At 75.7% G+C, this 14,284-nt stretch carries 14 protein-coding genes; 6 read left to right on the top strand and 8 right to left on the bottom strand.

Going from position 1 to position 14,284, the window contains the following annotated elements; genetic code table 11:
- The first annotated feature begins 40 nt into the window (after positions 1 to 40).
- Positions 41 to 1,018: an NAD-dependent epimerase/dehydratase family protein gene (locus ACI78R_RS02625; RefSeq protein WP_457039561.1), complete on the top strand. Its 978-nt coding sequence runs from the start codon at positions 41 to 43 to the stop codon at positions 1,016 to 1,018.
- Between the two features lie 118 nt (positions 1,019 to 1,136).
- Here ACI78R_RS02625 and ACI78R_RS02620 read toward each other — a convergent pair whose 3' ends face one another.
- The 4 genes from ACI78R_RS02620 to ACI78R_RS02605 form a co-directional block, all read right to left on the bottom strand.
- Positions 1,137 to 2,135 (bottom strand): sulfite exporter TauE/SafE family protein, encoded by a 999-nt coding sequence (locus tag ACI78R_RS02620; protein WP_073418934.1) that lies wholly within the window; start codon positions 2,133 to 2,135, stop codon positions 1,137 to 1,139.
- Between the two features lie 237 nt (positions 2,136 to 2,372).
- Entirely contained in the window at positions 2,373 to 3,374 is a 1,002-nt protein-coding gene (locus tag ACI78R_RS02615) for an inorganic phosphate transporter (RefSeq protein WP_073418935.1), read from the bottom strand.
- 6 nt (positions 3,375 to 3,380) lie between these two features.
- Positions 3,381 to 3,998: a DUF47 domain-containing protein gene (locus ACI78R_RS02610; protein WP_073418937.1), complete on the bottom strand. Its 618-nt coding sequence runs from the start codon at positions 3,996 to 3,998 to the stop codon at positions 3,381 to 3,383.
- 91 nt (positions 3,999 to 4,089) lie between these two features.
- A complete protein-coding gene (locus ACI78R_RS02605; protein WP_457039560.1) occupies positions 4,090 to 4,635 on the bottom strand; it encodes a sigma-70 family RNA polymerase sigma factor in 546 nt (181 codons plus the stop codon).
- Between the two features lie 70 nt (positions 4,636 to 4,705).
- Between ACI78R_RS02605 and ACI78R_RS02600 the strand changes: the two genes are divergently transcribed.
- From ACI78R_RS02600 to ACI78R_RS02580, 5 genes are read left to right on the top strand one after another with little or no spacing between them, the layout of a single operon-like run.
- Complete coding sequence (locus ACI78R_RS02600; protein WP_073418941.1) at positions 4,706 to 5,350, top strand: zf-HC2 domain-containing protein; 645 nt, start codon at positions 4,706 to 4,708, stop codon at positions 5,348 to 5,350.
- A complete protein-coding gene (locus ACI78R_RS02595) occupies positions 5,347 to 7,134 on the top strand; it encodes a copper resistance CopC/CopD family protein (protein WP_457039559.1) in 1,788 nt (595 codons plus the stop codon). Before ACI78R_RS02600 ends, ACI78R_RS02595 begins: the two co-directional genes overlap by 4 nt.
- 32 nt (positions 7,135 to 7,166) lie before the next feature.
- A complete protein-coding gene (locus tag ACI78R_RS02590) occupies positions 7,167 to 7,901 on the top strand; it encodes a YcnI family protein (RefSeq protein ID WP_457039558.1) in 735 nt (244 codons plus the stop codon).
- A complete protein-coding gene (locus ACI78R_RS02585) occupies positions 7,898 to 8,566 on the top strand; it encodes an SCO family protein (RefSeq protein WP_457039557.1) in 669 nt (222 codons plus the stop codon). The genes ACI78R_RS02590 and ACI78R_RS02585 overlap by 4 nt, the downstream gene beginning before the upstream one ends.
- Entirely contained in the window at positions 8,566 to 9,645 is a 1,080-nt protein-coding gene (locus ACI78R_RS02580) for a hypothetical protein (protein ID WP_457039556.1), read from the top strand. The genes ACI78R_RS02585 and ACI78R_RS02580 overlap by 1 nt, the downstream gene beginning before the upstream one ends.
- A gap of 15 nt (positions 9,646 to 9,660) precedes the next feature.
- Here ACI78R_RS02580 and ACI78R_RS02575 read toward each other — a convergent pair whose 3' ends face one another.
- Genes ACI78R_RS02575 through ACI78R_RS02560 form a run of 4 tightly spaced genes read right to left on the bottom strand, consistent with a single transcriptional unit; the run spans position 9,661 to position 13,865 of the window.
- The gene (locus ACI78R_RS02575) at positions 9,661 to 10,488 is read right to left on the bottom strand and encodes a phosphocholine cytidylyltransferase family protein (protein WP_073418946.1); all 828 of its coding nucleotides are present in this window, start codon (positions 10,486 to 10,488) and stop codon (positions 9,661 to 9,663) included.
- Complete coding sequence (locus ACI78R_RS02570) at positions 10,475 to 11,602, bottom strand: CDP-glycerol glycerophosphotransferase family protein (RefSeq protein ID WP_457039555.1); 1,128 nt, start codon at positions 11,600 to 11,602, stop codon at positions 10,475 to 10,477. Before ACI78R_RS02570 ends, ACI78R_RS02575 begins: the two co-directional genes overlap by 14 nt.
- The gene (locus tag ACI78R_RS02565) at positions 11,599 to 12,372 is read right to left on the bottom strand and encodes an HAD family hydrolase (RefSeq protein ID WP_217651126.1); all 774 of its coding nucleotides are present in this window, start codon (positions 12,370 to 12,372) and stop codon (positions 11,599 to 11,601) included. The genes ACI78R_RS02570 and ACI78R_RS02565 overlap by 4 nt, the downstream gene beginning before the upstream one ends.
- Positions 12,369 to 13,865 carry a mannitol dehydrogenase family protein gene (locus ACI78R_RS02560; RefSeq protein ID WP_457039554.1) on the bottom strand — a complete coding sequence of 499 codons (1,497 nt, stop codon included), beginning with the start codon at positions 13,863 to 13,865 and terminating at the stop codon, positions 12,369 to 12,371. The genes ACI78R_RS02565 and ACI78R_RS02560 overlap by 4 nt, the downstream gene beginning before the upstream one ends.
- Between the last annotated feature and the right edge of the window lie 419 nt (positions 13,866 to 14,284).

Raw genomic sequence — 14,284 nt, 5'->3', positions numbered from 1 at the left:
GGCTGGACGACGGGGGAGCCGCTCGGCTGGGCTGCGGGGCATGCGACTCCTCGTCCTCGGCGGCACCCGCTTCCTCGGCCGGCACGTGGTGACCGCCGCGCTCGCCCGCGGCCACGAGGTGGCCACCTTCACCCGCGGCGTCAGCGGCGCGCCCCCCAAGGGCGTCCGTGCGCTGCACGGCGACCGCGACGACCCCGCGGCCCTGCCGCGCGCGCTGGACGGCTGGGCGCCCGAGCTCGTCGTCGACACCTCCTGCCAGACCCGCCCGGCCGCCGACAACGCCGCGGCCGCCCTGGCCGGGGTGCGCGGCTACGCCTTCACCAGCAGCCTCAACGCCTACTCCGGCTGGCCACCGGGCCCGGTCCGCGGCGAGGACGACCCGGTGTGGGACACCCCCGACGACGACTACGGGCCGAACAAGGCGCACGCCGAGCGGGTGCTGGGCGCCGCGCTGCCCGGGCGGTTCCTCACCGCGCGGGCGGGGCTGGTCCTCGGCAGCCACGACAACGTGCGCCGGCTGCCCTGGTGGCTCGAGCGCATCGCCCGGGGTGGCCGGGTCGTCGTCCCCGACGCGCTGGAGCAGCCGATCGCCCTGGTCGACGCCCGCGACCTCGCCGGCTGGCTGGTCGCGATGGCCGAGGACGGCGCCGCGGGCCCGGTGAACGCCACCGGCCCGGCCGGGATGACGACCCTGGGCGGGCTGCTGGAGACCTGCCGGGAGGTCACCGGAGGCGACGCCGAGCTCGTGCCGGTGCCGGAGGGGGACCTGCTGGCCGCCGGCGTGGAGCCCTGGCTGCACCTGCCGTTCTGGCTGCCCCGGGAGACGGCGGCGACGGCGTGGGACGTCGACACCACCCGGGCGCGGGAGTTGGGGCTGCCGGTCCGGCCGGTGGGGGAGACGGTCGCCGACACCTGGGCCTGGCTCCGGGGCGACCCGCCGCGGCAGCCGAGGCGGCCCGGCCTGCCCGAGCCGGGGCTGCCCGCCGAGCTGGAGGAGACCCTGCTGGCCGGCCGCTGAGACGCGAGGAGGCCCCGCCCGGCGGTGCCGGACGGGGCCTCAGGTGAGCTGTGGGTGCGGCCTCCCTGCAGGGGCCCGCCGCGAGCTCGCGAGCGGTGGGGGGCAGGGAGGTCCTTCGTTAGTCGCGCGGGTCGGCGGGGCGGCCGGCGCGCAGGCTGCGCTCGAGGTCCGCGGCGTCGGCCGCGTCCGGGGAGTGCAGGTCCTCGGCCAGGCGGGCGGCCTCGGCGGCGAGGGCGTCGGCCGACTCCTGCGCCCGGTCCTTGCGGTACTGGCGGTAGGAGTGGGCGACGGCGGCGGCCCAGACGGCGTAGATGACCGCGTAGACCGCGTACCGGACCGGGTCGGAGGCGTCGATCCAGTCGCTGCGCAGCAGGGTGCGGCTGTTGGTCAGCACGATGATCCCGCCGACCAGCGAGCCGAGCAGCCGCGGCGGCACGTGGCGGACCAGCCACGCGGCGAGCGGGGCGGCCACCAGCCCGCCGAGCAGCAGCGCCGCGACCCAGGCGAAGTCGATGCCCTGCGAGCCGAGCGCGAGGAGGAAGCCGAGGCTGGCCGCCAGCGCCACGAGGAACTCGGAGGTGTCGATCGAGCCGATGACCTTGCGCGGCTCCATGCGGCCGCTGGCCAGCAGCGCCGGGGTGCCGACCGGGCCCCAGCCGCCACCGCCGGTGGCGTCGACGAAGCCGGCGACCAGGCCCAGCGGGCCGAGGAAGCGCTTGCGCACCGGCTTGCCGAGGTTGCGCCGGTCGATGCCGCGCAGCGTGAAGCGCACGAGCAGGTAGATGCCGAGCCCGAGCAGGATCAGCGACATCACCGGGGCCGCGACCTCGGTGGAGAGGTTGGACAGCACGGTGGCGCCGGCGAACGCGCCGACCGCGCCGGGGACGCCGACCTTGGCGACGACCCTCCAGTCGACGTTGCCGAACTTCCAGTGGGACAGGCCCGACGCGAGCGTCGTGCCGATCTCGGCGAGGTGGATGGTGGCCGACGCGGCGGCCGGGTTGGTGCCGATGGCCAGCAGCAGCGTCGTCGAGGTGACGCCGTAGGCCATGCCGAGGCTGCCGTCGACGAGCTGGGCGCCCAGGCCGGCGAGGGCGAGCAGGATCAGGGTCTTCACGGGGGAGGGCTCCGGTCAGGAGGTGCCGGGCGCGCGTCGGCGCAGCTCTCGGCAGGGACGAGCGGGGAGGAGTGCGCCGGGGAGGCGCCGGGACTCGTCAGACCGGACAGGCGGCGGTGCACACACGCAGCAGGTCGACGTGGATCCGCCCCACCAGGAGCACCGCCGTCGCCGCCACGGGGTCTATGTCTACCAGATCGATCGACTATCGCCGACCGCGGGCCGGGGTTCCTCCGCTCAGCCGACGACGAGGTCGGTGACCAGGTACGCGAGCGCCGCGACCGCTCCCGCCGCGGGCAGCGTCACCACCCAGGCGACGACGATGTTGCCGGCCACGCCCCAGCGGACGGCCGACAGCCGGCGGGTCGACCCGACGCCCATGATCGACGTCGTCGTGATGTGCGTCGTCGAGACGGGCACGGCGAAGACCGTCGCCGTGGTGACCATGACGCCCGAGGCGACGGTCTGGGCGGCGAAGCCACCGGCCGGGGTGAGCTGGATGATCCGCCGGCCCAGCGTCCGCATGATCCGGAACCCGCCGGCGTAGGTGCCGGCGCTGATCGCGCCCGCCGCGGCCAGCACCACCCAGAAGGGCACCTCGAAGGAGTCGATCTCCCCGGCGGTGAACAGCGCCAGCGTGATGATGCCCATCGTCTTCTGCGCGTCCTGCAGGCCGTGGCCGAGCGCCATCGTGGCCGAGCTGACGATCTGGGCGTAGCGGAAGCCGCGGTTGGCGCGGCTGACGTTGGCCCGCCGGAACGTCCACAGGATCAGCAGCATGAACAGGTAGCCCAGGCCGAAGCCGACCAGCGGCGACACGACCATGGGGACGACCACCTTGTCGAGCACGCCCAGCCACTGGACGTCGTGCACCGCGGCCAGCGCCGCACCGACCAGGCCACCGATCAGCGCGTGCGACGACGACGACGGCAGCCCGAAGTACCAGGTGACGAGGTTCCACACGATCGCCCCCACCAGGGCGGCGAAGACGATCTCCAGTCCCTCGGTGCCCGACGGCGGCTCGATGATCCCGGCGCCCACGGTCTTGGCCACCTCGGTCGACAGCAGCGCGCCGACGAGGTTCATCACCGCCGCGAGGGCGAGGGCCACCCGCGGGGTGAGCGCCTTGGTGGAGACGGCGACGGCGATCGCGTTGGCGGCGTCGTGGAAGCCGTTGGTGTAGTCGAAGGCCAGGGCCACCGCGACGATGACGACCAGGGCGACGAAGGCCGCGTCCATCGGCGGTCAGGACTCCTTGACGGCGATGGACTCGACGACGTTGGCGACCTTCTCGAAGGCGTCGGCGGCCTCCTCGAGCTGGTCGGCGACCTCCTTGAGGCGCAGCACCTCGAGGGCCTCGAATTCGCCGCTGTAGAGGCGGGAGAGCAGCCGGCGGTAGAGCTTGTCGGCCTCGTTCTCGATGCGGTTGACCTCGATCCAGTAGTCCGGGAGGTCCCGCATGGTGCGCAGCCGCGGCATCGCCTCGGCGGTGGTCTCGGCGGCCCGCTGGAGCAGCGCCGTCTGCTGGCTCATCTCCGGCGGCAGGGTGCCCAGCCGGGTGAGGACGACGAGGTCGGCGGCGGCCTCGACGAAGTCCATGACGTCGTCGAGGTGGCTGGCGAGGCTGTAGATGTCCTCGCGGTCGAACGGCGTGACGAAGCTGGAGTTGAGCTGGCGGAAGACGGCGTGGGTCGACTGGTCGCCGACGTGTTCGAGCTCGCGCAGCCGGTCCGCGAGCTCGGTCCGGCGCCGGTTGTCGTGGATGAACTCCCCGAGCACGGTGGTCGCCTCGACCAGGTTCTGCGCGGAGGCCGTGAACAGGCCGTAGAAGGCGTTGTCCTTGGGGGTCAGGCTGAAGGGCACGAGGGAGCTCCGGGTCGGCGGTGGGGGAGGTCGCCGACGCGGGAGCGGTCGTACGGCCGTCGGGCAGCCTAGATACCCGTTCACCGGCCGTTCAGAGCGCGTTGGCCTCCGTGTCGTCCCCGAGGGCCGCCAGCAGGTCCCCGCGGGCGCGGGCGACCCGGGAGCGGATGGTGCCGACCGGGCAGCCGGCCACCTCGCCGGCCTCGGCGTAGGACAGCCCGAGCAGCTGGGTGAGCACGAACGCCTCGCGCCGGTCGGCGTCGAGCCGGCCCAGCAGGTCGGTGACGGCGGCGCCCTCGCCCACCCGGTCGGCGCCGTCGGCGGGGCCCAGCGCCTCGAGATCGGCGTCGTCACGGACCAGCGTCAGACGGCGACGGCGGCGCGAGCGGACGGCGTCGGCGCACACCCGGCGGGCGATCGACAGCAGCCAGGTGCGCAGCGACGAGCGGCCCTCGAAGCGGTGCAGCGAGGCGAACGCCCGCGCGTAGGTCTCCTGCGTCAGGTCGTCGGCGGAGTCCCGGTCACCGAGCGCCGCGCACAACCGCCACACGTCGGACTGGGTGGACCGCACGAGGGTCGCCGCCGCGAGCGGGTCGCCGTCGACGGCGGCCGCGGCGACCCGCGCGAGCTCGTCCACTGCACCCCTCCGGCTGCGATCCCCGTCTCACCGGGAACCGGACGGACCCCTTGCGACGACTATCTGACACATGCAGTGTGCACCGTTCCGCGAGGCGCTCTCCGCGCGACTCGACGGCGAGCCGCTCGGCATGCCCGCCGCCGACCTGGACCGCCACCTCGACGGCTGCCCCGGCTGCACGGCCTGGGCCGAGGCCGCGGGCGCGGTCACCCGGCGCGCCCGGCTGGCCCCCGCACCGCCGGTGCCCGACCTCACCGCGGCCGTCCTCGGTGCGCTGCCCCGCGAGCTCCCCGGCACCGCCGCGGCGGCCCGGGCCCGGCTGCTCGCGTCGGCGCTGCGCCTGGCGCTGCTGGCCGTCGGCGTCGCGCAGGCCGGCCTGGCCTGGCCGTCGCTGACCGCCGGCACCGCCGCGATGAGCGCCCCGGTGCACGTGGCGCACGAGACCGGCGCCTGGAACCTCGCCGTCGCCGCGGCCTTCGTCGCCGTCGCCGCCGTCCCGCGGCTGGCCGCCGGCGCCCTGCCCTTCCTCGCCACGTTCACCGTGCTGCTCGCGGTGGCCACCGTGCGCGACCTGAAGGCCGGGCACGTGCACGCCGACCGGGCGGCCGCGCACCTGCTGCTGCTCGCCGGTGTGGTCCTCATCGCGGTGGTCGCCTGGCGCGGCCGTCCGCGCCGCGCCGCGGCCCTCGTCGCCCGCGAGCGGGTGACCGCGTGAGCACCCTTGCCCGGCCGGCGCGCCCGGTCCTGCTGCTGCTCGTCCTGCTCGCCGGCTGGCTGTCCCTCGGCGTGGCCACCGCCGGGCCCGCCGCCGCGCACGCCGAGCTCGTGTCCACCGACCCGGGGGAGGGCGCCCGCCTCGACGAGGTACCCGGCCAGGTCACGCTGACCTTCAGCGAGGGCGTCTCCCTCGGCGCGGGCTACGCGCGCGTCCTCGGCGACGGCGGGGAACGGGTCGACACCGGCGCGGCCGAGGTGGACGGCGGCACCGTCACCGTGCCGCTGCGCGACGACCTGCCCGACGCCAGCTACGTCGTCACCTACCGGATCGTCTCGGCCGACTCGCACCCGATCAGCGGCGCCTTCGCGTTCGTCGTCGGCGACGGCGAGCTCGCCGACGCGGGCGCCGTGGCCGACGACGCCGACGTCGACCCGCTCGTGACCGCCGCCCTCCCCGCCGCCCGCTCGCTCGGGTTCGCCGGGCTGGCCGCGGGCCTCGGCGTCCCGGCCTTCCTCGTCCTGTGCTGGCCGGCGGGCTGGGCCTCGGCCCGCATGCGGCGGATCACCACCGCCGGCCTGGGCACGGCCGCCGGCGCCGCCGTCCTCACCTTCCTGCTGCAGGGCCCCTACGCCGCCGGCGCCGGGCTCGGCTCCCTGCTCGACCCCGCGCTGGTGTCCACGACGGCGTCGTCGTCCTTCGGGCTCACCACGCTCGGCCGGGCCGCGCTCGCCCTGGTGCTGCTCGGCCTGCTCGTGCCGCTGTGGCGGCGCGGCGCGCAGCCCTCGGCGCAGGAGCAGGCCGGCCTCGCCGTCATCGGCGCCGGGGTGGTGCTCACCACCGCGGCGGTCGGGCACCCGGTCGCGGGGCCCGTGCCGGTGTTCGCCACCGCGGTCACCGCCGTGCACGTCGCCGCGATGGCGCTGTGGCTGGGCGGCCTGGCCGCGCTGCTCGCCGGGCTGGTGCGGCCCGGCGCGGAGGCTGGCGAGCTGGCCGGCGCGCTGCCGCGGTGGTCGCGGATCGCGTCCGGGTCGGTGGCGGCGCTGGTGGTCACCGGCGTCGTCCAGTCGGTGCGCGAGGTCGGCTCCCCGGCCGCCCTGGTGTCCACGACGTACGGCTGGCTGCTGCTGGGCAAGCTGGCGCTGGTCCTGCTCCTGCTGGCCGCCGCCGGCGTCTCCCGCGTCTGGGTGCAGCAGCACCTCGGCGTCTCCCGGCCGCGGCCGGGCTCCCGGCGCCGGGTCACCGCGCACGCGTTCGCCGCGGGCGACCCCGACGGCCCCGTCGAGACCGCGGCCCGCGCCCGCGCGGCCGTGCAGGCCCGCGGCGCGGTGGAGGACGTCGGCCCGCTGCGCCGCTCGGTGCTCGTGGAGGCGGCCGTCGCCGCGGCGGTGCTGGTGCTGTCGGCGGTGCTCGTGGGCACCCCGCCGGCGCGCGCCTCGGTGGCCCAGCCGGTCGACGTCACCCTGCCCCTGCAGTCGGCGGCGGGGGAGTCCGGCAGCGTCCAGGTGTCGGTCGACCCGGCCCGTCCGGGGGCCAACACGCTGCACCTCTACCTCTTCGACGACGACGGGCAGCTCGCCCAGCCCGCCGACCTCCGCGTGACGCTCACCGAGCCCGAGCAGGAGATCGGCCCCCTCGACGTGGACCTCGAGCCGGCCGGCCCCGGCCACTGGGTGGCCGACGGGATGTCGATCCCGGGCGCCGGCACGTGGACGGTCGCCGTGAGCGTCCGGCTCGACGAGTTCACCGCCACCACCGCCAGCACCGACTTCCCGGTGCGCTGAGCCCGCGCGAGCGGGACGACAGAAGGAGAACCGTGCCCCCCACCTCCCTGCGGTCGGTAGCCCGCGCCGGCGTCGTGCTCGCCGCGCTGCTGGCCGCCCTGGTCGCCTCCGTCGCGGGAGCCGCCGGCGCGTCGGCGCACGTGACGGTGTCCTCGGCCGACGCCGCGGCCGGCGGCTACGGGAAGCTCACCTTCCGGGTGCCCAACGAGAGCGACACCGCGAGCACCGTGGCGCTGCGCATCTCCGTCCCGGAGGACGCGGCCATGGCCTCGCTGCGCGCGCAGCCGGTGCCCGGCTGGACGGTCACGACGACGTCGGCGCAGCTCGCCGAGCCGGTGGAGGTGCACGGCCAGCAGATCAGCACCTACGTATCGGTCGTGGAGTTCCGCGCCGACGCCGGCGGCGGCATCGCGCCCGGCCAGTTCCAGGAGTTCTCGCTGTCCGGCGGGCCGTTCCCGGACGCCGCCACGCTGTCCTACCCGGCCGTGCAGACCTACAGCGACGGCACGGAGTCGGCCTGGATCGAGCCGACGGTCGACGGCCAGGAGGAGCCGGCGAGCCCCGCCCCGGTGCTCACCCTCACCGGCGGGGACGCCGCGACCGCCGCCGGCACGGACACCGCCGCCTCCGCCGGGCACGGCCACGGCGGCCCGGTGAGCAACGAGCCGGCGGGCCTGGCGCTGTTCGTCGCGATCCTCGCCCTCGCGGTCGGGCTCGCGGGCGTCGTCCTCGGGTACCGGGCCGGCCGACGTACCGTGTCCTCGTGACCGCTCCCGTCCGCGGCCGGCTCGCCGCCCTGCTCCTCGCCGCCGGGCTCGGCCTCACCGCCTGCGGCTCCGACGACGGCGAGCAGGCAGCGGCCGCCGAGGGCCACGACCACGGCGGCGGCGGTGCCGTCGCCGAGCTCGAGGGCCCCGGCGACGACTACGCCGGCATCGACCTGCGCGACCCCTTCCAGCGGCCGTCGTTCACCCTCACCGACACCACCGGCGCGGAGTACGACTTCGCCTCGGCCACGGCGGGGAAGCCGACGCTGCTGTTCTTCGGCTACACGAACTGCCCCGACATCTGCCCGACGACGATGGCCGACGTCGCCCTCGCCCTGCGCGACGTCGACCCGGCGCTGGCCGAGCAGGTGCAGGTGGTCTTCGTCACCACCGACCCCGGCTTCGACACCCCGCAGGTGCTCGGCGAGTACCTCGGCCGCTTCGACGCCGACCTGCCCACCCGGTTCGTCGGGCTGACCGGCGCGCAGGAGGTCGTCGACCAGGCGCAGCTGTCGGCCGGCGTGCCGCTGGCGGAGGACGACGGGCGCCTGCACAGCTCGCTGCTGCTGCTCTACGGCGCCGACGACGAGGCGCACGTGGCCTTCGACGCCGGCAACACCTCGCGCGACATCGCCGGCGACCTCGAGACCGTCGCGGGCGCGTGATGGGCGGGCGTCCCGCGCGGGCGGCCGCCCGCCTGCTCGTCGTCGTCCTCGGCGTCCTCGCCGCGCTCGCGGTGGCCGGCCCCGCGTCGGCGCACGTCGGCGGCGAGGTGGCCGGCAACGACTTCGACGGCCGGGTGACCTCGGTGCAGCCGCAGGTGGGCGGCGTCTCGGTGCGCGTGCTGCAGTTCGGCGACGCCCTCGAGGTGGTCAACACCACCGGCACCGAGGTCACCGTGCCCGGCTACTCCGACGAGCCCTACCTGCGGATCGGCCCCGACGGCGTGTGGCGCAACGCGCACAGCCCGGCCACCCACATCAACCTCGACCGGTTCGGCCGGGTCACCCTGCCCGAGGGCGCCGACCCGCGCGCGGAGCCCGAGTGGGTCCTGGTGAGCACCGAGCCGCAGTACACCTGGCACGACCACCGCACCCACTGGATGAGCGAGGGCGTGCTGCCGCCGGCGGTGGCCGCCGACCCGACGCACGAGCACACCGTCTTCGACTGGACCGTGCCGATGCGCCACGGCGACACCGCGTTCACCGTCCGCGGGGAGCTCACCTGGGAGCCGCCGCCGTCGACCGCGCTCACCTGGGTGCTGCACGGGGGCCTGTTCGCCCTCGTGGCCGCCGCCGGGCTGCTGGCCCGCGGGCCGCGGCCGCTGGCCTGGGCGCTGGGCGCCGGCGCCGCGGCCGCGCTGTGGCACGCCGCGGCCACGCCCGAGCCGCCGGTGACGGTGTCCTCGCACGCGGCCGCGCTGGTCTCCGCGTCGCTCCCGGCGGTCACGGCCGCGCTCGTGGCGCTGCTCGGCGTCCGGGCGGCCGTGCGCGGGCGCGGTGTCATGGCGGGCCTGTCCGCCCTCGTCCTCGGCTGGCTGCTGCTGGTGCAGGGCCTGCCCGACGTCGACGTGCTGTGGAGCGCGAACGTGGCCGGCAGCGGTCCCGCCGTCCTCACCCGGCTCGCCGTGGCGGTGCTGGTGGCCGGGGGAGCGGGGCTGGTCGTCGGCGGGCTGGCCGCGGTGCGGCGCTTCCGTGACCCGGAGCGCGCCGCCCCCGCGCCGGAGCCCCAGCCGGTCGGCTGAGGCCCCGGCGGGGACTCAGGGGCGGGTGCCGTCCGGCACCGGGTGCAGGCGGGGACGGCTGGTGGAGAACAGCGCGTTCGCCCGGTCGAGGTCGGCCTCGAAGTCGACCTCGACGGCGGCCCAGCGGGAGATGTCGAGCGGACGGAACCGCAGCCCGGCCTCGGCGATGGCGGTCTCCATGCCGCGCTCGAAGTAGTCCTGGTCGCCGCACGCCTCGAGGTGCTCGACGAGCACGTCCTTGTCGGCGGAGGACACGAAGTTGATGCCCACGGCCTCGCCGAGGCCGCCGCGCACCGTCTTCGACAGCCCGTCGATCCAGCCCTCGGCGTCGAGGGTGTACTTGACCTCCTCGTCGCCGACCACCGAGGTGTCGACGCAGACGAAGCTCTGGTCGGCCTGCAGCTCCGGCAGCACGGACTCCAGGACGGCGGCGTCGAAGACGACGTCGCCGTTGAGCCACAGCACCCCGCCCGGGCCCGCCGCGCGCAGCCCGCGCAGCAGGCTCTTGGACGTGTTCGTGCGCGCGTAGTGCGGGTTGTAGGCGAAGCGCAGGTCGGGCGCGGCCTGCATGACCAGCTCGGCCTGGAAGCCCACGACGGCGGTGACCTGGGCGGCACCGCCGAACACGTCCTCGACGGTGTCGAGCTGGCGGCGCAGGATGCTGCGGCCGTCCACCAGCGGGGTCAGCGGCTTGGGCAGCGGGCGGCCCAGCCGGGTGCCCATGCCGGCGGCCAGGACGACCACCTGCAGGGGCCGCGGCTCCGGTGCGGCAGCCGGCCGGCTGCCCAGCGGCGCCAGGCCGGTGACCTGGGCAGTGGTGTGTGCGAGGTCAGCGAAGCGCATCGTCGTCCCCTCCTCGGGTCGTCGGGACCCCGGCGGCGGAGGTGCCGCGCGGGAAGAACAGGTCGAGGACGCGGTCGGTGGCGTGCCCGTCCTCGAGGGAGGTGTAGGTCTCCCGGAAGGCCGCGTAGCGGTCGGCGGAGGCGGCGCGGACGGCGTCGAGGTCGGCGATCGCGTCGAGCAGCTCGTCGCTGGTCGACAGGAGCGGCCCGGGGGCGATCTCCTCGATGTCGACGTAGAAGCCGCGCAGCCGGTCGCGGTAGTCGGCCAGGTCGTAGGTGAACAGCAGGATCGGCTTCCCGGTGACGGCGAAGTCGAACATCGTCGACGAGTAGTCGGTGACCAGCAGGTCGGCGGCGAGGTAGAGGTCGCGGATGTCCGGGTGGTTGGACACGTCGCGGACCGGCAGGCCCTCGATCGACTCCAGCCGGTCGGAGACCATGTTGTGCAGCCGCAGGAGCAGCACGTGGTCCTCCCCGAGCCGCTCGGTGAAGGCGGCGAGGTCGACCGGGAACTCGAAGTCGCGCTCGCCCTTCCCCTCGAACACCAGGTCGTCGCGCCAGGTCGGCGCGTAGAGGACGACGGTCCTGCCCTCGTCGATGCCCAGCTGCGCGCGCACCTCGGCCCGCACCTGCTCGCGCCGGGGGCTGCTGAGCAGGTCGTTGCGGGGGTATCCGGTCTCGTGGATCGGCCGGGGGAAGCCGAAGGCCTGCCGGAAGCGGCCGGTGCTGTAGGCGTTGGGGGAGAGCATCACGTCCCAGCGCGCGATGTCGTGCTCGAGGTAGGCCAGCCGGCCCTCCGGCGCCCACAGCACGTCGTTGTGGATGCGCTTGAGCGGGGTGCCGTGCCAGGTCTGCAGGTAGAAGGCGTCGGCGCGCTTGTCCCAGTCCAGCGGCACGTGGTCGTTGGAGACGACGACGTCGGCCGCCTCCAGCGCGGCGATCGACTCCGGGCTGCCGAACGGGACGGTCGCGACGCCGGCCGGGAACGCGTGCTCGGCGACCGGCGCGGTCAGCCAGGTGTGCTCGATGTCGTCGCCGCGGGCGACGAGCGCCTCGTAGATGGCGCGCGGGCTGTCGGAGAACAGGCCGCGGAAGCTGGTGTAGACGACCTTCATCGGCCACCTCCGGTCAGGACGGGGGAGAGCAGGCCGGCGAGCTCCTGCCAGGACGAGACGACGGTGAGGACCCCGGCCTCGCGCAGCGCTGCCTCGCGCTCGGCGCGCTCGGCGGGCTGGACGAAGAGCAGGTTCCCCACGGTGGGACAACCCGCGCGGACGGCGGAGAGTGCCCCGGGCACGGAGTCCTCGACCGCCAGGCCCTGCGCGGGGGTGATGCCCAGCTGCTCGCAGGCGTGCAGGTAGACCGCCGGGTCGGGCTTGCTGGTGGGCGTGGGCAGGGAGTCCTCGGCGCTGAACCGGACCTCCGGCGGGATGAGCGCGTCGAGGCCGGTGGCCGTGAAGCAGGCGGCCAGCCGGGCCAGCGCGCTGGAGCTCACGGCGGCGAGCCGCAGGTGGGCGGCCAGCGCGGTGAGCGCCGCGGTGGTCGGCCCGTGCGGGCGCAGGTGCTCGCCGAGGTACGCCGTCACCGCGCGCTTCTCCTCGGCCACCCATGGCTCGACGTCGGCCTCCGGCTCCCCGGCCTCGGCGGCCAGGCGGCGCGACGTCGTCCGGAAGTTCATGCCGGTGGTGGCCAGCCGCAGCTCCTCGGGGGTGAAGCGGCGTGGGTCGCCGAGCTCGGCGAGGAAGCGGTTGGTGACCTCGGCGGAGGCGACGAACGCCGGCTCCTCGGAGGGGAACAGGTTGCCGTCGGCGTCGCACAGCAGCGCCGTCAGGCCGCGGACGACGCCGGCGGGCAGCGCCGCCCCGCCGTCGCGGGGCGCGCTCACCGGGCGCTCGCGGTCAGCGTCGCGACGGTCTCGCGGACGCCGTCGCGCCGCAGGCGGGTGAGCACCGCCGCCAGCTCGTCGGCGAAGCCGGGCACCTCGCCGAGGTCGCCGAAGACCGTCGTCTCGGCGAGCAGCGGGCGCGGGTCGGTGTCGCCGGCCAGCGCGAGCGCCTGCAGGCGGGGCCCGGCGTCGTCCTCGACCGGCAGCGGGACACCGGCGTCGTCGGTGCGCTGCAGGTAGGCGACCCAGCCGGCCAGGGCGAGGGTCAGCAGCGCGTGCGGCCGGCCCTCGGCCAGCGCCTGGCGCAGCGAGGGGAGGAGGTGCTGCGGCAGCTTGGTGGAACCGCGGCGGCACAGCCGGGACAGCCGGTCGGCGATGGCGGGATTGGCGAAGCGCTGCACGAGGATCGCCTTGTACTCGTCGAGGTCGATGCCCTCGGGGCACGGGACGAGCGGGGTCACCTCGGCGTCCATGAGGCGGGTCACGTAGGCGGCGAAGACGGGGTCGCCCATGAGGACGTCGATGCGCTCGTGGCCGGCGAGGGTGCCGAGGTAGCCCAGCGCGGAGTGGCTGGCGTTGAGCAGCCGCGTCTTCATCAGCTCGTACCCGGTGGCGTCCCGGACGAAGCGGACGCCGACGGCGTCCAGCGGCGGGCGGCCGTTGCAGAAGTCGTCCTCGATGACCCACTGGGAGAACGGCTCGGTGACGACCGGCCAGCGGTCGTCGACGCCGTACCGGCGGGCCACCGCCTCCCGCTCCTCCGGCGTGGTCTGCGGGGTGATCCGGTCGACCATGCTGCTCGGGAAGGCCACCCGGTCGGTGATCCACCGGGCCAGCACCTCGTCGCGCAGCGCGGCGAACCCGACGACGGCGGCGCGGGTGGCGTCGCCGTTGCGGTGCAGGTTGTCGCAGGACACGACGGTGAACGGCGCGAGGCCCGCCCGGCGCCGGCGGTCGAGCGCCTCCACGAGGAAGCCGAAGACCGTGCGCGGCGCCGCGGGGTGGGCGAGGTCGTGCCGGACGTCGCCGTCGGGGGTGAAGGCGCGGGTGACGGGATCGAGCAGGTACCCGGCGTCGGTGATGGTCATCGTCACGACGCGGGTGCGCGGGTCGGCGAGCCGGTCGAGCACCGCTGACGGGGCGTCGGGGGCGAACAGGTAGTCGGTGAGGACGCCGACCACCCGGGCACGCTCGCCGTCGGGGCTGCGCTCGACGACGGTGTACAGGTTGTCCTGCGGCGCGAGGGCCTCCCGCAGCCGCCGGGCGCGCAGCCCGACACCGACGACGCCCCAGCCGGCGGAGATGCCCTGCTGGGCGATCTCGTCGAGGTAGATGAGCTGGTGGGCGCGGGAGAAGCCGCCCACGCTCATGTGCACGACGGCGGGGACCAGCGCGCCGCGGTCGTAGGTGGGGACGGTCAGCCGGGCCCCGTGCTGCTCGAGCGTCGCGCTGGTCAGCGGCCGGACGCGGTGGGGCGGTACTGCCGCCGGCACGCTCCGGCTCCACGGGACCTCCCGCAGAGGGCGCTCGGGCTGGGCCATCGAGGCATCGGTCCTTCCTGTCCAGGGTCGGTGCCCGACCGGTTCTCGCCGCCGAGGGGGCACCTGCGGACCGCGCCGGGGAACGATCATGGGACCACGAGGCGGTCCCCGGGTGCACATCCGGTGCACGGCCGGGGGCGGCCCCGTCCTGGCGGCAGGTCGCGGCCCGGCCGGGGGAGCGGGGGGCACGCAGGGTGCGGGCGTCGGCGGAGGCGTCGGCCCGGCGGGAGGTCACGTCGGACCGGCGCGGTGTGTTCCACGCCGGGAGGAGCAGCATGCCCGGGCCGCCGTCACGGCAAACACAGGAGTCGCTCGTGACGCAGGGCACATGGCGTGTCACCTTCGGACACGCCGTACGTGGGGTCACGAAC

It is taken from the genome of Geodermatophilus sp. SYSU D01106 (genome assembly GCF_054049995.1).
The sequence above is the reverse complement of the archived record's forward strand: the minus strand, read 5'-3'. Positions and strand labels throughout refer to the sequence as shown.